General features: G+C 69.5%; 22 protein-coding genes. 6 read left to right on the top strand and 16 right to left on the bottom strand.

Annotated features, from left to right (window positions below; all coding sequences use genetic code 11):
- Positions 1–41: 41 nt before the first annotated feature.
- From ribB to EOD42_RS21065, 7 genes are all read right to left on the bottom strand, one after another.
- Entirely contained in the window at positions 42–1,163 is a 1,122-nt protein-coding gene (ribB, locus tag EOD42_RS21095; protein ID WP_127789560.1) for a 3,4-dihydroxy-2-butanone-4-phosphate synthase, read from the bottom strand.
- A complete protein-coding gene (locus EOD42_RS21090) occupies positions 1,160–1,768 on the bottom strand; it encodes a riboflavin synthase (protein WP_127789559.1) in 609 nt (202 codons plus the stop codon). The genes ribB and EOD42_RS21090 overlap by 4 nt, the downstream gene beginning before the upstream one ends.
- Positions 1,768–2,841 carry a bifunctional diaminohydroxyphosphoribosylaminopyrimidine deaminase/5-amino-6-(5-phosphoribosylamino)uracil reductase RibD gene (gene ribD, locus EOD42_RS21085; RefSeq protein WP_127789558.1) on the bottom strand — a complete coding sequence of 358 codons (1,074 nt, stop codon included), beginning with the start codon at positions 2,839–2,841 and terminating at the stop codon, positions 1,768–1,770. The genes EOD42_RS21090 and ribD overlap by 1 nt, the downstream gene beginning before the upstream one ends.
- Before the next feature lie 33 nt (positions 2,842–2,874).
- A complete protein-coding gene (nrdR, locus tag EOD42_RS21080; protein ID WP_127789557.1) occupies positions 2,875–3,327 on the bottom strand; it encodes a transcriptional regulator NrdR in 453 nt (150 codons plus the stop codon).
- Positions 3,328–3,452: 125 nt separating this feature from the next.
- Positions 3,453–4,751, bottom strand: coding sequence for a serine hydroxymethyltransferase (glyA, locus tag EOD42_RS21075; RefSeq protein WP_127789556.1), 1,299 nt, complete (start codon positions 4,749–4,751; stop codon positions 3,453–3,455).
- Positions 4,748–5,194 carry a ribose 5-phosphate isomerase B gene (gene rpiB, locus EOD42_RS21070; RefSeq protein WP_127789555.1) on the bottom strand — a complete coding sequence of 149 codons (447 nt, stop codon included), beginning with the start codon at positions 5,192–5,194 and terminating at the stop codon, positions 4,748–4,750. Before rpiB ends, glyA begins: the two co-directional genes overlap by 4 nt.
- 233 nt (positions 5,195–5,427) lie before the next feature.
- The gene (locus EOD42_RS21065) at positions 5,428–6,084 is read right to left on the bottom strand and encodes a GntR family transcriptional regulator (protein ID WP_240655239.1); all 657 of its coding nucleotides are present in this window, start codon (positions 6,082–6,084) and stop codon (positions 5,428–5,430) included.
- A gap of 68 nt (positions 6,085–6,152) precedes the next feature.
- On the opposite strand from EOD42_RS21065, the gene EOD42_RS21060 reads away from it, so the two are divergent.
- Positions 6,153–6,632, top strand: a complete 480-nt coding sequence (locus tag EOD42_RS21060) for a GlcG/HbpS family heme-binding protein (RefSeq protein WP_127789554.1) — start codon at positions 6,153–6,155, stop codon at positions 6,630–6,632.
- 30 nt (positions 6,633–6,662) lie between these two features.
- Positions 6,663–8,165, top strand: coding sequence for a hypothetical protein (locus EOD42_RS21055; protein WP_127789553.1), 1,503 nt, complete (start codon positions 6,663–6,665; stop codon positions 8,163–8,165).
- A gap of 99 nt (positions 8,166–8,264) precedes the next feature.
- On the opposite strand, the gene rpmB is transcribed toward EOD42_RS21055, so the two are convergent.
- Both rpmB and EOD42_RS21045 read right to left on the bottom strand, forming a co-directional pair.
- Positions 8,265–8,567 (bottom strand): 50S ribosomal protein L28, encoded by a 303-nt coding sequence (gene rpmB, locus EOD42_RS21050; protein ID WP_127789552.1) that lies wholly within the window; start codon positions 8,565–8,567, stop codon positions 8,265–8,267.
- A gap of 124 nt (positions 8,568–8,691) precedes the next feature.
- Entirely contained in the window at positions 8,692–10,002 is a 1,311-nt protein-coding gene (locus EOD42_RS21045; protein WP_127789551.1) for a hemolysin family protein, read from the bottom strand.
- A 169-nt stretch (positions 10,003–10,171) separates the two neighbouring features.
- Between EOD42_RS21045 and EOD42_RS21040 the strand changes: the two genes are divergently transcribed.
- Positions 10,172–10,444, top strand: a complete 273-nt coding sequence (locus EOD42_RS21040; RefSeq protein ID WP_127789550.1) for a hypothetical protein — start codon at positions 10,172–10,174, stop codon at positions 10,442–10,444.
- A gap of 96 nt (positions 10,445–10,540) precedes the next feature.
- On the top strand, positions 10,541–10,987 hold the full coding sequence (locus EOD42_RS21035) for a hypothetical protein (RefSeq protein ID WP_127789549.1): 447 nt from the start codon (positions 10,541–10,543) through the stop codon (positions 10,985–10,987).
- A gap of 256 nt (positions 10,988–11,243) precedes the next feature.
- On the opposite strand, the gene EOD42_RS21030 is transcribed toward EOD42_RS21035, so the two are convergent.
- Complete coding sequence (locus EOD42_RS21030) at positions 11,244–14,417, bottom strand: efflux RND transporter permease subunit (protein ID WP_127789548.1); 3,174 nt, start codon at positions 14,415–14,417, stop codon at positions 11,244–11,246.
- An 81-nt stretch (positions 14,418–14,498) separates the two neighbouring features.
- Entirely contained in the window at positions 14,499–15,662 is a 1,164-nt protein-coding gene (locus EOD42_RS21025; protein WP_127789547.1) for an efflux RND transporter periplasmic adaptor subunit, read from the bottom strand.
- A gap of 144 nt (positions 15,663–15,806) precedes the next feature.
- Here EOD42_RS21025 and EOD42_RS21020 point away from each other — a divergent pair, with 144 nt between their 5' ends.
- Complete coding sequence (locus tag EOD42_RS21020) at positions 15,807–16,412, top strand: TetR/AcrR family transcriptional regulator (protein ID WP_127789546.1); 606 nt, start codon at positions 15,807–15,809, stop codon at positions 16,410–16,412.
- Here the strand turns inward: EOD42_RS21020 and EOD42_RS21015 are convergent, their stop codons facing one another.
- The 3 genes from EOD42_RS21015 to EOD42_RS21005 form a co-directional block, all read right to left on the bottom strand.
- Entirely contained in the window at positions 16,413–17,189 is a 777-nt protein-coding gene (locus tag EOD42_RS21015; RefSeq protein WP_127789545.1) for an ABC transporter ATP-binding protein, read from the bottom strand.
- Between the two features lie 4 nt (positions 17,190–17,193).
- Positions 17,194–18,027 (bottom strand): ABC transporter permease, encoded by an 834-nt coding sequence (locus tag EOD42_RS21010; RefSeq protein WP_127789544.1) that lies wholly within the window; start codon positions 18,025–18,027, stop codon positions 17,194–17,196.
- Between the two features lie 81 nt (positions 18,028–18,108).
- Positions 18,109–19,293, bottom strand: coding sequence for an LLM class flavin-dependent oxidoreductase (locus tag EOD42_RS21005; protein WP_127789543.1), 1,185 nt, complete (start codon positions 19,291–19,293; stop codon positions 18,109–18,111).
- A 123-nt stretch (positions 19,294–19,416) separates the two neighbouring features.
- On the opposite strand from EOD42_RS21005, the gene EOD42_RS21000 reads away from it, so the two are divergent.
- Positions 19,417–21,402, top strand: coding sequence for a molybdopterin-containing oxidoreductase family protein (locus tag EOD42_RS21000; protein ID WP_164868057.1), 1,986 nt, complete (start codon positions 19,417–19,419; stop codon positions 21,400–21,402).
- Between the two features lie 261 nt (positions 21,403–21,663).
- Here EOD42_RS21000 and EOD42_RS20995 read toward each other — a convergent pair whose 3' ends face one another.
- The gene (locus tag EOD42_RS20995; RefSeq protein WP_164868056.1) at positions 21,664–22,746 is read right to left on the bottom strand and encodes an aminotransferase class V-fold PLP-dependent enzyme; all 1,083 of its coding nucleotides are present in this window, start codon (positions 22,744–22,746) and stop codon (positions 21,664–21,666) included.
- Positions 22,743–23,798 carry a malate/lactate/ureidoglycolate dehydrogenase gene (locus EOD42_RS20990; protein ID WP_127789540.1) on the bottom strand — a complete coding sequence of 352 codons (1,056 nt, stop codon included), beginning with the start codon at positions 23,796–23,798 and terminating at the stop codon, positions 22,743–22,745. Before EOD42_RS20990 ends, EOD42_RS20995 begins: the two co-directional genes overlap by 4 nt.
- Between the last annotated feature and the right edge of the window lie 2 nt (positions 23,799–23,800).

The following is a 23,800-nucleotide window of genomic DNA, read 5'->3' as shown; positions in this document are numbered from 1 at the left end:
CCGTGTCAGGATCGGTGATCGGATGGGCCCTCAGGCGCCGCTCAGGGCTTGCCTTCCGGCGCCACCGGCCGGGTCTCCAGCACCTTCAGCCCATAGCCCTCAAGCCCCACCACGGGGCGCGGGTTGTTGGACAGGCGGATGATGTCCTTCAGCCCCAGATCGGCCAGGATCTGGGCACCGATGCCGTAGTCGCGCAGGGAGGGGCTGGGCACCCGCTCCCGCCGGCCGCGGATCTGCTGGCTGATGCCGTCGGGGCGATAGTCGCGCAGCAGCACCACCACGCCGCGCCCCTCGGCCTCGATCACGCGCATGGCGGCGTGCAGTTCGCGGCTTCCAGCGCCTTCCACCGAATCATGCAGCAGATTGGCCGCGTGCATGCGGGTCAGCACCGGCTCGGGGCCCGAGATGTCGCCCTTCACGAGCGCCACATGCTCACCCGGCTCCAGCTTGGTGGAATAAACGATGACCTTCCAGGCCCCGCCCACGGCATGGGCGATCTCGCCCTCCTCCACGCGCGTCACCAGCCGTTCCGTGCGGCGGCGATAGCCGATGAGGTCCGCGATGGTGCCGAGCTTGAGGCCGTGCTTCTGCGCGAAGCTCACCAGGTCCGGCAGGCGGGCCATGGTGCCGTCCTCGTTCATGATCTCACAGATCACGCCGGAGGGGTTGAGGCCCGCGAGGCGGGCGAAATCCACCGCGGCCTCGGTATGGCCGGCGCGCACCAGCGTGCCGCCCTCACGCGCGACCAGCGGGAAGACATGGCCCGGGGTCACGATGTCGTCGCGCCCGGCCTCGGGGTTCACGGCCACGGCGACGGTCTTGGCGCGGTCGGCGGCGGAGATGCCGGTGGTGACACCCTCGCGCGCCTCGATCGAGACGGTGAAGGCGGTCTGGTGGCGGGTGCCGTTGCGCTGGGCCATCAGGGGCAGGCCCAGCTGGTCCACGCGCTGGCGCGTCATGGCCAGGCAGATCAGGCCGCGCGCGTGCTTGGCCATGAAGTTGATGGCGTCCGGCGTGGCGAACTGCGCGGGGATGACTAGGTCACCCTCATTCTCGCGGTCCTCGTCATCCACCAGGATGAACATGCGGCCCTGGCGGGCCTCGTCGAGCAGTTCCTCGGTCGGCGCCAGGAATTCCTGCAGGCTGCTCGTGACGGTCTTCATACGCGGAACTCCAGTTGCCGGGCGACATAGCGCGCCAGCGTATCGGCCTCGAAATTCACCGGATCACCCGGCTGCAACATCCCGAATGTGGTGTGGGCGGCGGTATGGGGAATGATGTTCACCCCGAATTCGCAGCCCTCCACCTCGTTCACCGTAAGGGAAACGCCGTCGAGCGCAACACTGCCTTTCTGAGCTACGTATTTCTCGAAGCCTTCCGGCGCGCGGAACCGCCAGCGGACAGAGGCATTCTCGGGCGTCGCCGAGATGACCTTCGCCAGGCCATCGACATGGCCGCTGACAATATGCCCGCCCAGCTCGTCGCCCAGGCGCAGGCTGCGTTCCAGGTTCACCCGGCTGCCCTGGCGCCAGCGCCCCAGGCTGGTCTTGGACAGCGTCTCGGCGCTGGCATCGACCAGGAACTCGTCATCGGCCAGCCGAACCACCGTCAGGCACACGCCCGAACAGCAGATGGAGGCGCCGAGCGCGGTCTCGGGCTGGGCCAGGAATTCGGGGGCCACCCCGATCACGACCCGCATGTCGTGCCCGCCGCCGATGGGCTGCACTTCCCGCACCGTGCCCAGGGCGGTGACGATCCCGGTGAACATCAGGGCATCTCCTCGAACTCGCTCAACACATCTGGACCAAGAACACGGGTGCTTGCCCGCCTGTATCTGGGCATGGCGGCCAGCGCTTCCACCCCGAACCCGGACACGGCCGGCAATCCGTCGCCGCCCATGATCCCCGGAGCCTGGAACCACATCACCCGCTGCACCAGCCCCGCCCCCAGCAGGGCGCCGGCGAGGCTCGCGCCGCCCTCGCAGAACACGCGCGTCACGCCGCGCTGCGCCAGGGCGCCCAGGGCGGCGCGGGGCTCAAGCCCCCTGCCCGGCCTGGCCGGGCTCTGGATGATCTCCACACCCGCCTCCAGAAAGGGCGTCAGCGCATCGGGCCGATGGCCGGTGCGGGTGACGATCCAGGTGGGGGTCTCGCGCGCCGTGCGCACCAGCCGCGCGCCGAGCGGCGTGCGCAGCCGGGCATCGAACACCACGCGGGGAATGCTCGGCAGGCCGAGGTCGCGGATGGTCAGCTCCGGGTCATCGGCCAGCACGGTGCCGCTGCCCACCAGCATCACGTCATGCCGGGCGCGGGCGGCATGCACCTCCCGCCGGGCCGCCGGGCCGGTGATCCAGCGGCTTTCGCCGCGGGCGGTCGCGATGCGTCCGTCGAGCGTGCCCGCCAGCTTGAGCGTGACCAGCGGCAGACCGCGCGTGACGCGGCGCAGGAAGCCTTCCTGGAAGGCACGGGCCTCGGCCTCCAGCAGCCCTTCCTCGACCACGATCCCGGCATCGCGCAGGCGCTGGAAGCCGCGCCCGTCCACTCGCTTGTCGGGGTCGCGCATGGCGACCACGACGCGGGAGACGCCGGCCCGGATCAGCGCGTCGCAGCAGGGCGGCGTGCGGCCCCAATGGCTGCAGGGTTCGAGAGTGACATAGGCGGTGGCGCCCTGGGCCGCCTGGCCCGCGCGGGCCAGCGCATCCACCTCCGCATGGGGGCGGCCGCCCGGCTGGGTGAAGCCCCGGCCCACCACCTGGCCGTCCTTGACCAGCACGCAGCCGACGGCGGGGTTGGGCCAGGTACGGCCAAGGCCGCGGGACGCCATCTGAAGTGCCGCCCGCATATGGGCGAGATCAGCTGCGTCCGGCACCGGAAGTCACGGCTTTTCCATCTGCCCGAGGAAGGCCTGGAAGTCCTTCGCCTCGGTGAAGTTGCGATAGACCGAGGCGAAGCGGACGTAAGCGATCTCGTCGATGCTGCGCAGCGTCTCCATCACGATCTCACCCACGCGGCGAGAGGAGATCTCGGCCTCGGCCTCCGTCTCCAGCCGGCGCTGGATGCCGTTCACGATGCGCTCGATCCGGTCCTCATCGACCGGGCGCTTGCGCATGGCGATGCGGATGGAGCGCGCGAGCTTGTCGCGGTCGAAGGGCACGCGCCGGCCATCGGTCTTGACGATGGTGATCTCGCGCAGCTGAACGCGCTCGAAGGTGGTGAAGCGCGCGCCGCAGGACGGGCAGAAGCGGCGGCGGCGGATCGCGGCTGCGTCCTCGGCCGGGCGGCTGTCCTTCACCTGGGTCTCATCATGGCCGCAATAGGGGCAGCGCATTCATCACCTTTCTGGATTCTCGGGGCGGCAAGGCCGCCCCCGCCGCCCATAAGGCTTGTTGGCCGGGCGCACCAGCGGCGCGGCGCAAGCCATGGCGGCGGATGCCGCCGCCGGCGCTTAAGCTATCAATAAACCGGAAAACGCCGGCAGAGCTCCTGAACCTCGGCGCCCACCGTGGCCTCGATGGCGGAATTGCCCTCGGGATTGTTCGCGCCCGCCAGGCCCTCCAGCACGCGGCCGATCATCTGGCCGATCTGGACGAACTCGGCCTCACCGAAGCCGCGCGTGGTGGCGGCGGGGCTGCCCAGGCGGATGCCCGACGTCACCATCGGCTTCTCGGGGTCGAAGGGGATGGCGTTCTTGTTGCAGGTCAGGTGGGCGCGGCCCAGCGCGCCCTCGGCGGCCTTGCCGGTCACGGATTTGGGGCGCAGGTCCACCAGCATCAGGTGGTTGTCGGTGCCGCCGGTGACGATGCCGAAGCCCAGGCCCTTCAGTGTGTCGGACAGGGCGGCGGCGTTGAGCACCACCTGCTTGGCGTAGGCACGGAACTCAGGGCGCAGCGCCTCACCAAAGGCGACGGCCTTGGCCGCGACGACATGCATCAGCGGGCCGCCCTGCAGGCCGGGGAAGATCGCGGAGTTGATCTTCTTCGCGATCGCCTCGTCGTTCGTGAGGATCAGGCCGCCGCGCGGGCCGCGCAGGGTCTTGTGGGTGGTGCTGGTGGTCACATGGGCATGCGGCACCGGCGAGGGGTGCACGCCACCGGCGACCAGCCCGGCGAAATGCGCCATGTCGACCATGAAATAGGCGCCGACCTCGTCCGCGATCTCACGGAAACGGGCGAAATCCCAGAAGCGGGCATAGGCGGAACCGCCGGCCACGATCAGCTTGGGGCGGGTCTCACGCGCGATGCGGGCCACTTCCTCCATGTCGATCATCTGGTCCTCGCGGCGCACCGTATAGGGCGCCACCTTGAACCACTTGCCGGAGTAATTGACCGTCGCGCCGTGGGTCAGGTGGCCACCGGCCGCCAGATCCAGGCCCATGAAGGTGTCGCCCGGCTGCAGCAGGGCGAAGAACACCGCCATGTTCGCGCTGGCGCCGGAATGGGCCTGCACATTGGCGAACTGGGCGCCGAACAGCTCCTTCGCGCGCTCGATCGCCAGCGCCTCGGCCACGTCCACGTACTCGCAGCCGCCATAGTAGCGGCGGCCCGGATAGCCTTCCGCGTACTTGTTGGTCAGCACGGAGCCCTGGGCCTCCAGCACCGCGCGGGAGACGATGTTCTCGCTCGCGATCAGTTCGATGCCGTCCTGCTGACGGACCAGCTCCTTGCCGATGGCCTCCGCGATGGCGGGATCGGATTCGGCCAGGCCCGCCTGGAAGAATCGCGCCGGGACGAAGCGTTGCGTGGATTCGTTCATGCGACGGGCCTTTCGATCTTCTCGAGGCGCCGGTCGTGCCGGCCCCCCTCATAAGGAGTGCTGAGGAACAGTTTCAACGCATCCAGCGCCACTTCCACACCGATGGTGCGGCCGCCGAAGCAGGCGACATTGGCGTTGTTGTGCGCGCGGGTCAGGCGGGCCTCGGTGCCGTTGTGCAGCACGGTGGCGCGGATGCCGGGGCGGCGGTTGGCCGAGATCTGCATGCCGATGCCGCTGCCGCAGACCAGCACGCCGAAATCGGCCTCACCGGCCAGCACCGCGGATGTCACCGGGGCGGCGTAATCGGGGTAATCGACGCTGGCGGTGCCGTCGGTGCCGAAATCCCGCACCTGGTGACCCGCTGCCTGCATGGCGGCGATCAGTTGGGATTTCAGCTCGACGCCGCCGTGATCGGCGCCGATGGCGATGCGCAGTTCCGTCATGGGCGGCGCATAGCACGGTTGTTCACCCCGCAAAACCGCGCATCGCCCAAATCCTGGGCAGGGCTGGGCGGCGCTGCGTGCATCGGCCTGTCATTTCGATTGCGACGAAATCCGCGCACAGCATACTGTACACAATATGGGCCATCAGAAGGCCCCGGGGCGGCCGCCGGGGCAGCCCCACAAGGCCGATCGGGAAGGCAGATGGGGCAATGAGGGGTGCCAGGCGCCCGTTATCAGCGGGCCAGGGCGTTGGCGCCGGCACGACGCACATGCGCCTCGGCCAGCTCGGCTGCGCGCGTCTCGTCACCCGCCAGCACCGCCTCCAGGATCGAGGCATGCTCGCGCCAGGTGGCGCGGCTCGCCTCCTCGCCCTCGGCGGTGAAGATGCTCGCGGTGCGCTTGCGCAGCCCGTCCATCATCTCCCGCAGGGTGCGGTTGCCGCCGGCCTCGGCCAGCGTGTCATGGAAGCGGGCGTTCAGCTCCAGCAGGCGCTCCGGGCTGCCCTGCCCGGTCGAGCCCTCACGCAGGATCGCCTCGGCGCGGCTCAGCACATCGGGCCTGCGGTAACGCGCCGCCAGCCGCGCATTGTAGCCTTCGAGCAGCGCGCGAACCTCGACGAATTCCCGTGCCTCATCCGCGCTGACGCCGGCCACCATGGCCCCGCGGCGCGCATTGACCTCGACCAGCCCCTCGGAGGCCAGGGCCCGGATCGCCTCTCGGATCGGGCTGCGCGACACGCCGTAGCGCTTGGCCAGCTCCTCCTCGACCAGACGATCGCCCGCGCGCAGCGCGCCCGAGGTGATTTCCCGTTGCAGCGCCTGCCGCACCATCTCCCCCAGGGGCAGGTGGGCGGCGCCGAGAGGCAAAGGTTTGCTGCTGTCTTGCGTCACGCCCGGCTTCCTAAACCCAAGCAAAGCCGCGCGCCAGCGCCTCACTGCCACTCAGACGGACTGATCCCATGAAGACTGCCCTCAAGCTCGAACTGACGGAGGCGCGGGCGATGATCGACGCCGCGCTCAGGAAGGCCGCCGAGTTGAACGTGCCCGAGACCTGCTGCATCAGTGACGAGGGCGGCTTTCCCCTCATCATCGAGCGCATGGACGGCGCGCGCGTGACCGGCCCGCAGATCGCCTGGAACAAGGCCTTCACCGCCGCCGGCCACAAGCGGTCCACCCACCTGTTCAACACGCCCCCCAACGGCCCCGCCCTGCCCGGCAACGAGGCCTTCGGCATCCAATGGAGCTTCGAGGGGAAATTCGCCGTCTTCGTCGGCGGCTTCCCCATCGTGGTGGATGGGGAGGTGGTGGGCGGCGTGGGCCTCTCGGGCGGCAATGGCGAGCAGGACACCGTCTGCGGCGTGGCCGCCCTCCAGGCGCTGGCCGACCTGCTGGCCCCCACGGGCCGCCAGGTGCTGGTCGCCGCCGACATCAAGAAATAGCCCTTCAACCGGAAGAGAGACCCAGCCCGCATGAGCCAGGCCGTCACCCTCACCGCCGCCCATTGGATGTACCTTCTGGGCGTCGCGGCCATCATCGTGACCATGATCTTCCGCGCCAATGTGGTGGTGCCCTCCATCCTGGCCACCTTCCTGGTAGGGCTGGCCTGGACCGGCAGCGGCATCGGCGCCGTCAGCAGCGTGTTCAACGCGAGCTTCGTGGCCGCGAAGGAGCTGTTCAACATCTTCCTCGTCATCGCGCTGATGACCGCGCTACTCAACTCGTTGAAAGTGCTGGAGGCCGACATCCTGATGGTGCGGCCCTTCAAGGCCGTGATGAAGGACGGGCGCAGCGGCTTCCTGGTGCTGGCGCTGGTCACCTACCTGATCTCGCTGTTCTTCTGGCCGACGCCCGCCATCCCGTTGGTCTCGGCAGTGCTGCTGCCGGCGGCGATCGCGGCGGGCCTGCCGCCATTGGCCTCGGCCGCCGTCATCGCGATCGCGGGCCAGGGCATGGCGCTGTCCTCGGATTACGTGATCGGCGTGGCGCCCGGCATCAGCGCGCGCGCGGCCGGTGCCGCGGTACAGGCCGCGACCGTCGCGGACCGCGCCCTGGTGCTGTCTCTCGTCACCGGCCTGATCGCGCTGGCGCTGACCTACTGGAAGATCCGCGGCACCATCATGCCGCCTTCCTCCCTGCATCTGGTGCGCTGGCAGGCCCGCGCCTCCAACGACGCGGAACTGCATGCCATCGAGGAACAGGGCAGCTTCGACAAGGCGGAACTGGCGCGCGGCACGCTGCATGAGGAGCCGGAACCCGTGACGGTGGGCAGCGCCGGGCGGCTGTTCGCCATCCTGACGCCCATCGTCTTCGGCATCGTGGTGGCGCTGATGGTGCTGCCGCGCCTGGGCCTGCCGCTGCCCACGCTGCGCGGCGGCGACGCGGCGGCGCTGATCGGCGGTGCCGCCGCCCTGCTGATGCTGGGGGCGACGCTGGCCAAATGCGGCGCGCGCCAGATGCTGGAGACCTCGGCCGACCATGTGACGGACGGCTTCGTCTTCGCCTTCCGCGCCATGGGCAGCGTGCTGCCCATCGCGGGCTTCTTCTTCCTGGGCGCGGGCGAGACGGCGGCCTCCGTGTTCGGTGGCAGCGCCGCCAGCACCCCTTCCCTGCTGTTCGACCTGGTGCGGGCGGCCGAGTCCTGGATTCCGCACAACCACATCCTGGTGGGCTTCGGCGTGCTGATCGTGGGCATGGTCACGGGCATCGACGGCTCGGGCTTCTCGGGCCTGCCGCTGACGGGCGCGCTGTCGGGGGCGCTGGGGGCGCAGGTGGGGCTGGACCCGGCGACGCTAGCTGCCATCGGCCAGATGGGCGCTGTCTGGACCGGCGGCGGCACGCTGATCGCCTGGTCATCACTGATCGCCGTGGCCGGATTCGCCCGCGTGCCGGTGCTGAAGCTGGTGCAGCTGATGATGCTGCCCGTGCTGGCGGGGCTCGCGGTATCGACGGTGCTGGCCGTGCTGATCTGGTGAGGGCGGCATGGGGTGGGCACCACCCGCCCCTGCAACCGGAAACGCAAAAAGCGCCGCGCGGGGTCCGCGCGGCGCTGATTTGTCGGTGCTACCGTGGCCTCAGGCCGCGGCGGCTTCCTTCTTGGCCTTGGCGCGCAGGATGCGGCGCTTCAGAACCATCGCGGGCTCCGGCAGGCGACGGTCGGGCGTGCCGAGCAGGAAGGAGTCCAGGCCGCCATTGTGCTCAATGGTGCGGATGCCGTTCGTCGTCAGGCGGATCTGGATCGAGGTGCCCAGAACGTCGGAGAAGAAGGACTGCTCCTGCAGGTTCGGCAGGTAGCGACGGCGGGACTTGTTGTTCGCGTGGCTGACGTTGTTGCCCGTCAGAACGCCCTTGCCGGTAATGCTGCAGCGGCGAGCCATGATCATAACCTCAAACGACGACGCCGAGCCGGATGGCCCAGGCAAGTTAATTCAAGAGCCGCGCTTTTGGCCCAGCCCGCCGGTCAGGTCAACCCACGAATAGCAGGTCGGCGCCGGCGCATCCTTATATATTGGCAGCCGGCGGCATGGCGGGGTCTTCCTTGGTGGCCAGCACCTTGTCCACGCGCCTTCCATCCATGTCCAGCACCTCGAATCGCCAGCCGCCCCAGACGATCCGGTCGCCCTCGCGCGGGACTCGGCCGAGCAGCGACAGCATCAGCCCGCCCACCGTGTGATAGGTGCCGGGGTGCGGCAGCTCCGGCAGGTCCAGGCGCGCGCGCAGCTCGTCGCTGGCCATCATGCCGTCCAGCAGCAGCGAGCCGTCGCTGCGGGTCGCCACGCCGGGCTTGGGGCTCTCGGGCGCCGGGCCCAGCTCACCCACGATGGCCTCCAGCACGTCGGAGGCCGTGACCACCCCCTCGAAGCTGCCGTATTCATCCAGCACCAGCGCCAGGCCGATGGTGTCGGCGCGCAGGCGCTCCATGGCGTCCAGGGCGGTGATGCTGTCGGGCAGGACCAGGGGCTGGCGCAGCAGCGGCGCCAGCACAAGCGGCGCGCCGCCCAGCATCTGGTCCAGCAGGTCCTTCACGGCGACCACGCCCACCACCTGGTCGACGGAGCCGTCGCAGACCACGAATCGCGTCACGCCGTCGGCGCGCAGGGCGGCCGCGATATCCGCAGGGGCGGCGTTGCGGTCGATCCAGGCAACCTCGGGCCGGGGGGTCATCAGCGCGCGCACCGGCTTGTCGGCCAGGCGCAGCACGCGCTCGATCATGTGGCGTTCCTCGACCACGAGGGCGCCGGCCTCGGTGCCCTCGGCGACCATCGCCTTCACCTCCTCCTCGGTCACGCCGCTTTCGACCGGCGTGTCCAGGCGCAGCAGCTTCAGCATGGCGGAGGTGAGCGAGGACAGCACCCAGACCAGCGGCGTGGTCGCGCGTGAGAGCCAGGTGATGGGCCGCGACATCAGCACCGCGATGCGCTCAGGCTCCCGCAGGGCCAGGCGCTTGGGCACCAGCTCACCGAGGACGATGTTGAGGATGGTGACGATCAGCACCACCAGGGTGAAGGCCACTTCCTCGGAAAACGGCTTCAGGCCGGGGATCTGCGCGAGCTGGGCGCCCAAAGGCCCCGCGAGCGCCGCCCCCGAGAACATGCCCGAGATGATGCCCACCATGGTGATGCCCACCTGGACGGTGGGCAGGAAGCGCTCGGGGTCTTCCTGCAGGGCGAGCGCGGCGGCAGCTCCGGGGCTGCCCCGTTTCTCGATCGCCTGCAGCCTGATCCGCCGTGAGGAAACGATGGCCAGTTCCGTCATGGCGAAGACGCCGTTCAGCGCCACGAGGAAAAGGATGACGCCGATTTCGAAGCTCATGCCCATGGCCGTCTTGTAAGGTGAGGCGGCCGGAAAGGCACCCCCTGGCGTGAGGCGCCCTGCGCCGTTAACCATTTTTTATACTTGTATCAGTTTTTGAGACAGCGTAGGAATCGGCCACGGCGTTAACACTTCGCTAACCGCGACGGTGCAGGCATCAGGAGCGCACATGACCGAAGATCCGACCCTCGTCCCCTTCCCCCAGCGTCCCGAGGACCGCCTGCGGGTCGCCCTGCGCGAGCTGGAGCGCGCGCTGGAGGAACAGGCCCTCGCCTTCCAGGAATTCCGTGCCAACATGGCCGTGCTGGGCACGGCGGTGAACGGGCTGCAGGGCAGCCTCGAGGATTATCGCGGCTCGCTCGACAATCTGGCCCTGGACGTGCAGGACGCGCATGAGACGGCGCTGGAGGTCATGCGCAACTGCGACATGACCAAGCACTGAGCAGACGTCGCATTTATTGCGAAGTATCCCGAAAACTTCGCACCGAATTGGCGCAAGGGACATTCCGTTGCGCGAAACGCTCAGCTAGGTTGCGGCATGCGTCGCATCCTGCCCCTGCTGCTGATCCTGCCGGCCCTCGCGGGCTGCTCCCGTGTCTCCTCGCTGATGCCGGGGCGGTCCTCCGGCGCGCGGGGGTATGACCTTCAGGAGCTGACGGTCAGCTCCCCCATCTTCGGTGAGATCATCCGGGCGGCCGCGGTCTGCCAGATGCCCGTCTCGCTGACCGCGCAGGACCGCGCGGCCCGCATCGAGGCCGGCGCCCTGCTAGCCTTCGCCCGCCAGGGCGGCGAGGCGGCGCGCAACCAGTACCTCGCCTCCGTCCAGCCGCCGGCCTTCGACCCGGCCCGGCGCGGGCAGGACCGGTCGCAGTATTGCGGCCAGAAACGGCTGGACGTGGAACGCGCCGATACCTTCCTGAACGGCGCCGAAGGCCAGGCGCTGGCCGAGCGCGCGGATAACGCACGGCGCGCGCTGGGGCAGTAAAGGCCGGGGCGTTGCGCCAGACCCCACCGAGGGGCCCTGCCCCTCGGCTCCCCGCCAGGAGATAATATCTCCTGGACCTGATAGAAGTTTGGCGCCCACGCTGGATAAGCGGGGCGCCATTTTTATTTTTAAAATCAATTAGATAAGCATCGTCAAGGTCAGTGCCAACTCCCCGGGGTCCAGGGCCGCTACGGTCCTGGCGGGGATGCAAGGGGCAGAGCCTCTTGCTGGGGGTCTCCGGGGGCAACGCCCCCGTTCAATCCGCCTCCACCGCCCTGACTACCTGCGCCTTCCTGCGCCCCAGCCCCGCCAACCAGCGTGCCGCGACGTAGAACACCGGCGTGAACAGCAGGCCGAACACCGTCACCCCCAGCATGCCCCAGAACACCGCGGTGCCCAGGCTCTGGCGCATCTCGGCGCCGGCGCCGGTGGCCACCGTCAGTGGCAGCACGCCCAGGATGAAGGCCAGGCTCGTCATCAGGATGGGGCGCAGCCGGGTCTTGGCGGCGGCGATGGCGGCGTCGCGCCGGCTCATCCCTTCATCCTCGGCGGCGCGGGCGAATTCCACGATCAGGATCGCGTTCTTCGCTGCCAGGCCCACCAGCACCACCAGGCCCACCTGGACCAGGATGTTGTTGTCGAGCCCGGCATGCCGCACGCCCCACAGCGCGGCCAATACCGACATCGGCGCGATCAGCACCACGGCCAGTGGCAGCAGCCAGCTTTCATACATGGCCGCCAGCAGCAGGAAGACGAACACGACCGCCAGGCCGAAGGCGATGGGCGCGGTGTTGCCCTGCGTCGTCTCCTGCAGCGCGAGTTCCGTCCACTCATAGCCCCAGCCATCGGTCAGCACCTCGCCCAGCACGGCCTGCATGGCGGCGATGGCCTGGCCGGTGGAGACACCCGGGGCAGCCGCGCCCTGCACCTCGGCGGCGGGGAACAGGTTGTAGCGCGGCACGCGATAGGGGCCGGCACTCTCACGGAAGGTGGCCAGCGTGCCGATCGGCACCATGCCGCCCTCGTCGGAGCGCGTGCGCAGGCGGGCGATATCGTCCAGCGTCGCGCGGTGGCTCATGTCGGCCTGCGCCGTCACGCGCCAGGTGCGACCCAGCAGGTTGAAGTCATTCACGAAGGCGGAGCCCAGGTAGATGCTCAGCGCCTCATGCACGCGGCTGACCGGCACGCCCAGCATCTCGGCGCGGTTGCGGTCGATGTCGGCGCGGATCTGCGGGGTGGAGGTATTGAACAGGCTGAAGGCGAAGGCGATGCCCGGCGTGCCGTTGGCCCGGCCCAGCACCTGGTGCAGCACGCGCTCCAGCTCCTGCGGGCCACGGCCCGCGCGGTCCTGGAGCATCAGCTTGAAGCCGCCGCCCGTGCCGATGCCGGGAACCGGCGGCGGCGGGATGACGAGCACATTGGCCTCGCGGTCGGCCGACAGGCGCGCCTGCAGGTCGCCCAGGATGGCGAACATGCTGCGGCCGGTGGCGATGCGCTCCTCGAAGGGCTTCAGGCCAGCGAAGATCACGCCGCTGTTGGGCGCATTGGTGAAGGTGGCGCCATCGAAGCCCACGAAGGCGATGGCGTCCTGCACCCCCGGCGTGGCCCGGATGGTCTCGGAGGCACGACGGATCACCTCATCGGTGCGCGACAGGCTGGCACCCGGCGGCAGCTGGAAGGCCACGATCAGATAGCCGCGGTCCAGCGGCGGGATCAGGCCGGTGGGGGTGGAGTTCACCATCCAGCCCGTGCCCGCCAGCAGCCCGGCATAGAGCACCAGCATCAGCGCGCCGACCCGCAGCAGCCGGCGCGTGACCGCGCCATAGCCGATGGAGAGCCTGTCGAAGATCCAGTTGAAGCCGCGGAAGAAGGCACCGATCGGGCGGAACAGGATGAAGCCCTTCTTGCCATGTGCATGGGCGTGAGGCTTCAGCAGCAGCGCGGCCAGGGCCGGCGACAGCGTCAGAGACACCAGCGCCGAGAGCAGCGTCGCCACCGCGATGGTCACGGCGAACTGCCGGTAGAAGGCGCCCGCCAGGCCCGAGATCATCGCCGTCGGCACGAACACCGCGACCAGCACCAGGGCGATGGCGATCAGCGCGAAGCCCACCTCATCCATGGTGCGCCGCGCGGCCTCCTTGGCGGACATGCCGGCGGCCATGTGGCGTTCCACGTTCTCGACCACCACGATGGCGTCATCCACCACGATGCCGATGGCCAGGATCAGGCCGAACATGGTCAGCGTGTTCAGCGTGAAGCCCATCGCCAGCAGCAGCGCGAAAGTGCCGATGATGGAGACCGGGATGGCCAGCAGCGGGATGATGGCCGCGCGCCAGCTCTGCAGGAACAGGATCACCACCAGCACAACGAGGACCACGGCCTCGATGAAGGTATGCGCCACCGCATCCATGGACTGCGCGATGAAGCGCGTCGGGTCGTAGACAATGCTGTAGGCGATGCCGGGCGGGAATTGCCGGGACGCATCCTCCATCACCGCGCGCACGCCGGCGGCCGTGTCCAGCGCGTTGGAGCCAGGGCGCTGGAACAGCGCGAGGGCCGTCGCGGTATCGCCGTTCAGCAGCGCGTTCACCGTATAGTCGGCGGCGCCGATCTCGGTGCGGGCCACGTCGCGCAGACGGATCGGCGCGCCGTCGGTGCCGGTGGCGATGATCTGCTCGTCGAACTGCTCGGGCGTGGTCAGGCGGCCGAGCGCGCGCACCGTCAGCTCGAAGGCGCCGGCCTCGGCAAGGCGGGGGGCCTGGCCCACGGCGCCGGCGGCGACCTGGACGTTGGCGCGCTGCAACGCCTGCACCACCTCACCCGCCGTCAGGCCGCGGGCCGCGACGCGGTCGGGGTCGAGCCAGATGCGCATGGCGTAGTCTCGGCCACCGAAGATCTGCACGTCGCCCAGCCCTTCCAGGCGGGCGAGGCGGTCCTTGATGTTCAGCGTGGCGTAGTTGGACACGTATTCGCCCGAACGCGAGCCGTCCGGCGAGGACATGTGAACCACCATCAGCAGGTCGGGGCTGGCCTTGCGGACCGTGATGCCCAGGCGCCGGACTTCCTCCGGCAGGCGGGGCTCGGCCACCGCCACGCGGTTCTGCACCAGCACCTGTGCCTGATCCACGTTGATGCCCTGGCGGAACACCACGCTGATGGTCACGCGCCCGTCGCCCGTCGCCTGGGAGGACAGGTACAGCATGCCGTCGACGCCGTTCACCTCCTGCTCGATGGGGCCGGCGACAGTCTCGGCCACCGTGTCGGCGGAGGCGCCGGGGTAGTTGGCGGTGATCTGCACCGTGGGCGGCGCGATGTCGGGGTATTCCGCGATCGGCAGGCGGAAGGCGGCGATGGCGCCCACCAGCGTGATCGCGATGGAGATGACAGCCGCGAAGACGGGCCTGTCGATGAAGAAGCGTGCGAGCTTCATGGGCCCGGTCTCCGGGTTGGGGACGCCGTTCGGACGGGGCGAATGGCCCGTCCGGCGGCAGGTTTCAGAAAGAAAGGAGGATCAGCGGGCGGCGAAGGGCGAGGGACCGATCCGGCCGGGCTCGGCCGTGACCCGCGCGCCGGGGCGTGCCCGATGCAGGCCCGCGATGATCACGCGCTCATCCGGGGCCAGGCCCGACTGCACCACACGCAGCCCATCCACCAGCGGGCCGAGGCGCACGGGCTTGGGCACCACCGTGCCGTCGGCCTGCACCGTCAGCACCACGCGGCCCGCCTGGTCGGCCACCACGGCCGCGTCCGGGATCAGCAGCGCGGGGCTGCCGCCGGTCGTCACCCGCAGCCGGGCGAAGGCGCCGGGGGTCAGGAACAGGTCGGCGTTCGGGAACACCGCGCGGGCGCGGATGGTGCCGGAGCGGTTGTCGAAGGCGCTGTCGGTGAAGTCGACGGTGCCCTCGCGGCTGAACTCGTTCTCGTCCAGCAGGCGCAGATTGGCCTGGAGCCCCCCTGCCCGGCCCTGCCCACGGCGGGCGAGGCGAAGCTGCTCCGCCTCGCTCATGTCGAAGGAGATGTAGATCGGGTCCAGCGCCAGCAGGGTCGTCAGCAGCGTGTCGCCCTCCCGCACCAGGTTGCCGGCATCCACGCGGCGGTCGGAAACCCGGCCCGCGCGGGGCGCGCGGATCTCGGTCCATTCCAGCGACAGCTCAGCCTGGCGCAGGGCGGCGCGGGCGCCGGCCAGGCCGGCCTCGGCTTCCTGCCGGGCGCTGCGGCGGGTGTCGAGCTCGGCCTCGGGGGCATAGCGTTCGCGCACCAGGGGTGCCGAGCGGGCCAGCTGCTGGCCCGCGAGGGTCAGCCGGGCCTCGGCGCGGCCCAGCTCGGCGCGCGCCTGCTCCACGGCGATGCGGAAGGGGCGCTGGTCGATGGTGAAGAGCAGGTCGCCAGGGCGCACCAGCGCGCCGTCGGTGAAGTGCACCTGGGCCACCTGCCCCGACACGCGGGGGCGGATCTCGACACGGGCGGAAGGAAGGATGCGGGCCGTGTGCTCCATGCTGTCCGGCACTTCGCGCGACAGCGGGGTGGCGACGGTCACGGCGGGGGCGGGGGGCGTCTGGGCATGGACGTTACCGGCCAGCAGGCTGGCGGCCAGCACGGGCACGGATACGCCGCCGAGGCGCGACAGCCATTCGGTCCAGAAGCCCTCAAGAGGCTTGCGATTCGCGGTCGGCATGATTATCTCCGGGACAGGATGTGACCGGTCAGTCACAAAACGCCATGTAGAGTGACCGGTCAGTAACATCAAGTGGGTTTTTTGCAGCCGCGAACCGTTTTATCGTCACGGCGTTGAGAGTTCGCCAACCTGAAGGAGCCAGCCATGTCCGCCTCAGTCGAAACGGAAGCCACGGAGAGCCGGGAAAAACGCCCCCGTGCCGCCCAGCGCATCCAGGAGGCGGCCAAGGAGCTTTTCTACAAGAACGGCATCAGGGCCACGGGCATCGAGGAAGTCTGCCGTGCGGCGGATGCGACCAAGATGAGCCTGTATCGCGCCTTTTCAAGCAAGGACGCGCTGATCGCCGCCATCCTGGAAGAAGACGGCCAGGAGATGGAGTGCCTGATGGACGATGTCTGTCAGTGCAACGCCACGCCCCGCCAGAAGCTGGAGCGGATGATCGACATGGTGTGCGACATGGCGCGCCAGCCCGGCCAGCGCGGCTGCCCGCTGCTGCTGGCCCAATCCGAATTCCCCGAGCCCCATCACCCCGCCCACCGGATCGTCGCGGATGTGAAGGCCCGCAAGCGCGCCCGCATGGCCCAGATGGCCGCCGATGCCGGCGCGCAGGAACCCGTGGTGTTCGCCGATGCGCTGGGCATCATGATGGAAGGCGCCTGGTTCACCCTGCCCTTCATGGGCGCGGAACGCACGGAGGCCGGGCTGCGCGCGGCCGCGGCCGCGCTGTTCAAGGCCCATCTGCCGGACTGATCAGCCGCCCGGCTGCAGCGTCTCCAGTTCCAGCCGCATTTCCTCCGGCAGGCGGGAGAGCACTTCCTCGGTCGGGCCGTCATCCACGACGCGCCCGGCCTCAAGCCGGATCACCCGGTTGCAAAGCCGCCGCACCACCCGCATGGAATGGGTCGCGATGACCAGGATCTTGGCGCTGGCCACCATTTCCTGAAGACGGGCCTCGGCCTGGGCCATGAAGCTGGCATCGGCGGTGAAGAACCACTCGTCCATCAGCAGGATGTCGGGGCGCGAGGCGGTGGCCATCGCGAAGGCCAGGCGCAGCTGCATGCCCGAGGAATAGTTGCGCACCGGCAGTTCCAGGAACTCGCCCAGCCCCGAGAAGCTGGTGACCGCCTCGCTCAGCGCCTGGGCCTGGGCCTCGTTCAGCCCGGCATACCAGGCGCGCAGGCGGATGTTCTCGCGCCCCGTGGCCCAGAAATCCATCCCCGCACCGGGGTCGATCAGGCTGCCCACCGTGCCCTGCACCGACAGCCGGCCGCCCACGGGGTCATAGATGCCGGCCAGGGTGCGCAGCAGGGTCGACTTGCCCGCGCCATTGCGCCCGATCAGCGCCACGCGCTCACCGCTGCCGATGCGGAAGGTCAGGTCCCTGAGGGCCGAGACGACGACGCGGCTGTCGGAATCCTCGCGGATGCGGCGCAGCGCCTGCGCCATCAGCCGCTTCTTCAGGCTGCGCGCGCCCAGGTGATAGAGCGGGAACTCGATGGTCAGCGCATCGGCGATGATCTCTGCCATGCGACTAGACCCAGAACGCGATGCGCCCGCGCCAGCGGACGAAGATGGTGAAGGCGAGCCCGCCGAGAACGGCCGTGTAGAACAGCGCCGCGGCCATGATCAGCAGGCCGGGCATCTGCCCCAGCATGGGCGCGCGGACCAGTTCGATCATGGCATAAACGGGGTTCAGCGCCAGGAAGCCCACCCGGTCGCCCAGCAATTCGGGCTTCCAGATGATGGGGGTGACGAAGAACAGCAGTTGCATGCCCGACTGCATGATCGGCCCCATGTCCCGGAAGCGGGCGGCGACCATGCCCAGCAGCGTGCAGACGAACACACCGTTGACCAGAAACAGGAACAGGCCGGGGATGGTGCCGAGCAAGCCCCAGCCCGGCCAGCGCCCGCAGAGCAGGAACACGATCGGCACCAGCGGCAGCACATGGGCCGCCGCCAGCGCGTGGCGCAGCACGCAGCGCAGCACATGCACCGAATAGGGCTGCGGCATCTGCCTGATCACATCCTCACGGTCGGTCAGGCATTGCGTGCCGTCATTCACCAGCCCCGAGATCAGGTTCCACAACACCAGGCTGGTCGCCAGGAACGGCAGGTAGTCCGCCACATCGATGCGGAACAGCCGGGCATAGAGAAAGCCCAGCGCCGCCAGCATGATGGAGGTGGAAAGCGTGATCCAGAACGGGCCCAGCACGCTGCCCCGGTACCGGTTGCGCAGGTCGAGCCGCGCCAGCCCCAGCGGCAGCCGCCAGCGGGAGAAACCGAGTGCGAGATCATCGAGCGCCCGCGCCAGATGGCGCGGGTCGGCGGCGTCCCGCACGGCGGGAGCCTGATGGGAAGTGAACATGCTGGGCTGGCTTTAGCGGTCCGGTGTGCGTTACGCCACAGCACGTCACTTAACGAATTGTGATGATGCTGAGAACCGCTCTCATTTTTCCCTGATCTTGAGGCGCGGGCTCTCGGGCACCGCCTGGCCGGCATCGGTGAAGGCCTTGTGCAGCGCCGCCATGTTGGGCGCGAAGATGCCGGCGCGGTTTTCCACGCACCAGTCGCGGCTGCGCTGCGGCATCACCAGGCTGCCCTGGAAGCGCGGCATCACCCAGCGCGCGAACAGCTCGAAGCTGCGCCAGGTGGCCTCGCGGTCGGCCCATTCATGGGCGCGGAACAGCACGGCCCCCGCGCCCCCCTCGGTGAAGCCCAGCAGGCGCTCGATGCCGTGGGCCACCGTCTCGGGCGAGCCCACCAGCGTGGTGCCGGCGCGCAGGCCGTCGCCCAGCGGGTCCTCGCTGCGCGTGGGCGGGCGGGCCAGGACCTCGCCGAAATAGTCCTCGGTCTCCATCCGCTCGCCGCGCTTCACGTCCTCGATCGCGCGCTCATCGGTGTCGGCGCAGTGCATGTTGACCACCAGCCGCCAGTCGGAGCGGTTCATGGTCTTGCCGTTCTGCGCCGAGACCTCCTCGGCCAGGCGCCATTGCTCGGCCAGCTTCTGCGGCCCGCCCGGCAGGCCCGCGCCGAGCGACAGCATCCCCACACCCTGCTTGGCCGCGGCCATGACGCCGGAAGGCGTGGTGGAAGTGGCGACCGCGATCGGGAAATGCGGATGGGTGTAGGGGGCCAGGTGCAGCCGCGCGTCGCGCAGGGTGAACCAGTCGGTCTCCATCGTCACCGGCGCGTCGCAGGCCAGCAACGCCATGATGGCCGAGAGCGATTCATCCATCCGCCGGCGCTGCGCCTCGGCCGGGATGCCCATCATATAGGCATCGGAAGCCAGCGCGCCGGGGCCGCAGCCCAGCATGGTGCGCCCGCGCGACATGTGGTCCAGCTGCACGAAACGCTGCGCCACCAGCAGGGGGTGATGATAGGGCAGGCTCGTCACACCCGTGCCGATGCGGATGTGCCGGGTGCGCTCGATCGCGGCCGCGATGATGAGTTCGGGCGAGGCGATGATCTCCCACCCGGCCGAGTGATGCTCACCGACCCAGGCCTCGTCATAGCCAAGCCGGTCGAGATGCTCGATCAGCTCGATGTCGCGGTGGATCGCCAGCGTCGGGTTGTCGCCCACGCGGTGGAAGGGGGCGAGGAAAATCCCGAAACGCAGCCCGGCATGCGGCATGGTGAAACGCTCTCACGTTATATGACCGAGCGTGGAATGACCCGACCGGTCGGTCAAGTCGCGCTTCTTGGACTCGGATATTTCCATCTTGCATCCAAGATTTGCAGCCAGCATCCTCCCCCGATGACCCGGATCTACACCTCCTGCACGCTCGACTGTCCCGATGGCTGCGGCATCGTCGCCGAGGTGGTGGACGGCCGCATCACGCGGCTGGAGGGCCATGCGGAACACGAGTTCACCCGGGGCTACCTCTGCGCCAAGACCTATCGCTTCCCGAACCGGCTCTACAGCGCGGAGCGCATCCTGCACCCGATGAAGCGCGAGGGCGGCACGCTGGCCGGCGCCTGGACGCGCATCGGCTGGGAGGAGGCGCTGGACCTGGCCGCCGCCAGGATCCGGGAGCGGCTGGAGGCGGAGGGCCCGCTCTCCATCATGCACTACCAGCGCACCGGCTCCTGGGGGGCCAGCAAGAAGCTGAACCACCGCTTCTGGAACCTGCTGGGCGGTGTCACGACGCCCTCGGGCTCCCTGTGCAGCGGCGCCTCGCGTGCCGGGCAGACGATGGATTTCGGCACCCGCAACGGGCATGACCCGATGGACCTGCTGAACAGCCGGCTGGTGCTGCTGTGGGGGCGCAACCCCATGGCGACCAACCTGCACCTGGTGCCGCTGCTGAAGCAGTTGCGCGCCGACGGCGGCCGCGTCGTCCTGATCGACCCCGTGCGCAGCGAATCAGCCACCGTCTGCGACGAACACATCCAGCCCCGCGTCGCCGCCGATGCGGAACTGGCCATGGCAATGGCCAAGGTGATCCTGGAGGAAGGGCTGCAGGACCAGGACTTCCTGGACAGCCACACCCATGGCCTCGCCGGCTTCCTGGCGATGCTGGAAGGCCATTCCCTGCCCGCCCTGAGTGCGGCCTGCGGCATCGCGGAGGAAGATATCCGCCGCCTCGCCCGCGCCTATGCCACCCAGGGCCCGGCCGCGATCCTGTTCGGCTGGGGCCTGAACAAGTACCGCCACAGCGCCGAGATCTTTCGCTGCGTGGATGCGCTGGCGGCACTCACGGGCCAGATCGGCATTCCAGGCGGCGGGGCCAGCCACGGCTTCAACACCCAGCGCCTGTTCGACAAATCCGTCGAGGCCGCGGACCGCGCGACCCATCGCCGCTCCATCCCCGAGCCCATGCTGGGGCGCGGCCTGCTGGAGGCGCAGGACCCGCCCGTGCGGATGATGTTCGTCACCGGCGGCAACCCCATCAACCAGTCGCCCAACTCCCTTCTGGTGGCCGAGGCCTTCCGCCGGCTGGACTTCACCGTGCTCGTCGATGCCTTCATGACCGACACGGCCGATTACGCCCACCTGTTCCTGCCCACGACCACCTTCCTTGAGGAGGAGGACGTCCTCGTCTCCTGGGGCCACAACATCGTGGGCGGGGTGAACCAGGCCATCCCGCCGGTGGGCGAGGCACGCTCGGACCTCTGGATCTTCCAGCAGCTGGCCGGGCGGCTGGGCATCGGCGCCGAGATGGCCGGCACCCCGCGCGAATGGCTGGAACGGCTGATGGCGCCCCTCGCCCGGCACGGCGTGACGCTGGACCAGGTGATGGCGGGCCCCGTCCGCTGCCCCATCGCGCCCATGGTGCCCTTCGCGGATCGGAAGTTTCCCACCGCCTCCGGCCGCTTCGAGTTCATCACCGCCATGGCCCGCCCGCCCGCCGGCAACCCCGACTACCCGCTGACCTTCGTCACCAATTTCAGCAAGCGATGGCTGCTGTCGCAGATGACACAGGACGAACACCCCGCCTCCGCCACCGTGCGCGTTGACCCTGCCTCCGCCGCCGAGGCCGGCATCGCGGACGGCCAGCACGCCCTGCTGCGCTCGGCCGTCGGCACACTGGAAGTAGAGGTGAAGATCGACCACCGCATCGGTCCCGGCATCGTGCTGATGCCCGTGGGCACCTGGATCAAGCGCGGCGGCGGCGCCAACGTGCTGACCGAGGACGTGATGAGCAACTTCGGCCAGATGGCCGCCTATGGCGACACCCGCGTGCGCCTGGAACCACTGCCGACCCTGGCCGGGGCAGCACCGGAGCAGGCGATGGCGTGAGGGTGAGGCGGGCCGGGGCTCCGCCCCGGACCCGGGCAGGGGCGCTGCCCCTGCACCCCGCCAGGAGCCTGTGGCCCCTGGACCCCCTCGAGTCTTCTGAAAGTGTGGGGAAGGGGCTGAAAAGGCGCTTCGGGCCAAGAGCGTGCTTGGTGCCCCTTCCCCACACTTTCAGCTCCCGGTTTCCAAAGGCCTCCCGGCCTTTGGTGGGGTCCAGGGGCAAAGCCCCGGTCAGGGGTCCGGGGGTGAAACCCCCGGCTCCCCCTACCCTCGCGCCAATGCCTTCTTCAGCGCCGCCACGGCCTGGGCCACGTCGGCTGACCCATTATAGGCGTGCAGCGAGAAGCGCAGCCGGCCTCGGCCGCCCCAGGCCATCACGCCGTCCTCGGCCATGGCGGCCACGACGGCGTCGGAGTCCGGGTGGGCCAGGCAGACATTGGCGCCGTGATGGGGTGGCGTGGTGGGGGTGATGCCGGCGGCGATCAGGCCCTCGCGCAGGTCGACGGAGAGCTGGTGCACATGGGCCTCGACCTGCGCGGGGTCATAGGCCCGGGCGAAATCCAGCGCGTTGCCCAGCACGTACAGCGGCAGGAAGGACGGGTTGCCCCGGCAGAAGCGCATGGCGTCGGGCTTCAGCTGCGGCGCGGACCAGTCGGTGGGGGTCTGCACGCTGAACCAGCCCTGGGTGCGCGGCGCCCAGCCGGGCTGGCGCCGGCGGTTCCAATAGGCCACCGCGATGCCAGTCGTACCCAGCAGCCATTTATAGCAGGCGCTGAAGGCGAAATCGGCCAGGTCCGCGCGGATGCGCTTCCAGCCCGCCGCCTGGGTGTGGTCCACCACCAGCGCCGCGCCCACGCGATCGGCCAGGGCGCGCAGCCCTTCGAGGTCCGCGGCCTCGCCTGTCAAGTTGGAGATGTCGGAGGCCAGGATGACCCGGGTGTTGGCGTCCACCATCTGGGCGATGCCGCCCAGCCCGTCGGCCAGGCGCAGTTCCACCCCCGGCAGGCGCGCGAAGGGCCCGATCATGGAGGGGTATTCGATGTCGGCCGCGACCACATTGCCGCCCGCGAGGTCCATGCTCTCGGCCAGCATCGAGACGCCCTCGGCCACGGAGGAGACGAAGCCGATCTCCTCCAGCGGCACCGCCCAATCCTCGGCCAGCAGGCGGCGGACGCGGGTGATCTCCTCACCCTGGGCGTCGCGCCCGGCATAGCCCGCGGATTTGTGCTTCGCGTAGAGCGCGAAGGCCTGGGCATGGCTTTCGAGGAACGGCGGCTCCCCGCCCGCGCAGAGATGCGCCACGCCCTCGGGCACGCCGAAGGCGGCGGGCGGGTAGAGCGGCGTCACGCAACACCTTCCGTCACGGCCGGCACCGGCACGCCCAGCCGCTCGGCGGTGGCGACCAGGTCGCCCCAGGTCACGTCGTCCAGCGGAATGCCGTCATCGTGGCGGCGGTGGGCGCTGCGGCGCTCGGGGTCGCCGGGCAGCAGCACATGGCCGAAGGCGCTGTCCTGCACATAGCGGCAGATGTCCTCCACCCCGGCAGCGAAGGCCGGCAGGCTGCCGAGCCGCGCGGGGTCCACCACGAAGCCGAACATGCCGTTCACGATGGCCTTGCGGGCCGTGTCGGCCGGCGGGTTGCTGCCGCCGCCGGTCAGCACGCCGCCCAGGATCTCGCAGATCAGCGCGAGGCCGTATCCCTTATGCGCGCCGAAGGGGCCGAGCGCGCCGCGCGGCCCGCCGCCATAGATCACGGCGGGGTCCGTGCTGGGCTCACCCAGATGCGTGATCAGCGCGCCCGGGGGCACCTGCTTGCCGGCGTTGTAGGCCACCTTCACCTTGCCCACGGCGATGGCGCTCGTCGCGAAATCCAGGATCAGGGGCGCATCGCCTTTCGGGATGCCGATGCAGACCGGGTTGGTGCCCATGCGGCCGTCCGCGCCGCCGAAGGGGGCCACGACCGGCACGCCGGAGACCGCATTGACGAAGAAGAATGAGATCAGCCCGGCGGCCGCCGCCTGTTCGGCATAGGCGCCGATGCGCCCCAGGTGGTGGGTATTGCGGATGCCGAGCATGGCCATCCCATTGGCCTTGGCCGTCTCGATCGCCCAGGCCGTGACCTGGCGGCCGGTGGACTGGCCGAAGCCCATATGGCCGTCGAACACGCCGATCGCGCCCTCGCCGAAGGCGCGGCTGACGGTGGCGTTGGGGTTGATCTCCCCGGCCTCCGTGTTCAGCACGTAGCGCGGCACCAGCTGCACGCCGTGGCTGTCATGGCCCTTCAGATTGGCCGCGACGAGGTCCGTCGCCACCTGCTTCGCCTCGGCGGGCGCGCTGCCCACCTTTTCCAGCAGGGCGGCAACCAGGGCGATGAGGTCGGCATCGACGATACGGGGCATGC

The organism is Rhodovarius crocodyli, assembly GCF_004005855.1.
In the GTDB taxonomy this organism is placed as follows: domain Bacteria; phylum Pseudomonadota; class Alphaproteobacteria; order Acetobacterales; family Acetobacteraceae; genus Rhodovarius; species Rhodovarius crocodyli.
The sequence above is the reverse complement of the archived record's forward strand: the minus strand, read 5'-3'. Positions and strand labels throughout refer to the sequence as shown.

Excerpts from the sequence above, each read along its gene's own strand:
- ribB (WP_127789560.1), bottom strand. The coding sequence starts at position 1,163 with ATGAAGACCGTCACGAGCAGCCTGCAGGAATTCCTGGCGCCGACCGAG.
- EOD42_RS21090 (WP_127789559.1), bottom strand. The coding sequence starts at position 1,768 with ATGTTCACCGGGATCGTCACCGCCCTGGGCACGGTGCGGGAAGTGCAG.
- ribD (WP_127789558.1), bottom strand. The coding sequence starts at position 2,841 with ATGCGGGCGGCACTTCAGATGGCGTCCCGCGGCCTTGGCCGTACCTGG.
- nrdR (WP_127789557.1), bottom strand. The coding sequence starts at position 3,327 with ATGCGCTGCCCCTATTGCGGCCATGATGAGACCCAGGTGAAGGACAGC.
- glyA (WP_127789556.1), bottom strand. The coding sequence starts at position 4,751 with ATGAACGAATCCACGCAACGCTTCGTCCCGGCGCGATTCTTCCAGGCG.
- rpiB (WP_127789555.1), bottom strand. The coding sequence starts at position 5,194 with ATGACGGAACTGCGCATCGCCATCGGCGCCGATCACGGCGGCGTCGAG.
- EOD42_RS21060 (WP_127789554.1), top strand. The coding sequence starts at position 6,153 with ATGAAGACTGCCCTCAAGCTCGAACTGACGGAGGCGCGGGCGATGATC.
- EOD42_RS21055 (WP_127789553.1), top strand. The coding sequence starts at position 6,663 with ATGAGCCAGGCCGTCACCCTCACCGCCGCCCATTGGATGTACCTTCTG.
- rpmB (WP_127789552.1), bottom strand. The coding sequence starts at position 8,567 with ATGGCTCGCCGCTGCAGCATTACCGGCAAGGGCGTTCTGACGGGCAAC.
- EOD42_RS21045 (WP_127789551.1), bottom strand. The coding sequence starts at position 10,002 with ATGAGCTTCGAAATCGGCGTCATCCTTTTCCTCGTGGCGCTGAACGGC.
- EOD42_RS21040 (WP_127789550.1), top strand. The coding sequence starts at position 10,172 with ATGACCGAAGATCCGACCCTCGTCCCCTTCCCCCAGCGTCCCGAGGAC.
- EOD42_RS21035 (WP_127789549.1), top strand. The coding sequence starts at position 10,541 with ATGCGTCGCATCCTGCCCCTGCTGCTGATCCTGCCGGCCCTCGCGGGC.
- EOD42_RS21030 (WP_127789548.1), bottom strand. The coding sequence starts at position 14,417 with ATGAAGCTCGCACGCTTCTTCATCGACAGGCCCGTCTTCGCGGCTGTC.
- EOD42_RS21025 (WP_127789547.1), bottom strand. The coding sequence starts at position 15,662 with ATGCCGACCGCGAATCGCAAGCCTCTTGAGGGCTTCTGGACCGAATGG.
- EOD42_RS21020 (WP_127789546.1), top strand. The coding sequence starts at position 15,807 with ATGTCCGCCTCAGTCGAAACGGAAGCCACGGAGAGCCGGGAAAAACGC.
- EOD42_RS21015 (WP_127789545.1), bottom strand. The coding sequence starts at position 17,189 with ATGGCAGAGATCATCGCCGATGCGCTGACCATCGAGTTCCCGCTCTAT.
- EOD42_RS21010 (WP_127789544.1), bottom strand. The coding sequence starts at position 18,027 with ATGTTCACTTCCCATCAGGCTCCCGCCGTGCGGGACGCCGCCGACCCG.
- EOD42_RS21005 (WP_127789543.1), bottom strand. The coding sequence starts at position 19,293 with ATGCCGCATGCCGGGCTGCGTTTCGGGATTTTCCTCGCCCCCTTCCAC.
- EOD42_RS21000 (WP_164868057.1), top strand. The coding sequence starts at position 19,417 with ATGACCCGGATCTACACCTCCTGCACGCTCGACTGTCCCGATGGCTGC.
- EOD42_RS20990 (WP_127789540.1), bottom strand. The coding sequence starts at position 23,798 with ATGCCCCGTATCGTCGATGCCGACCTCATCGCCCTGGTTGCCGCCCTG.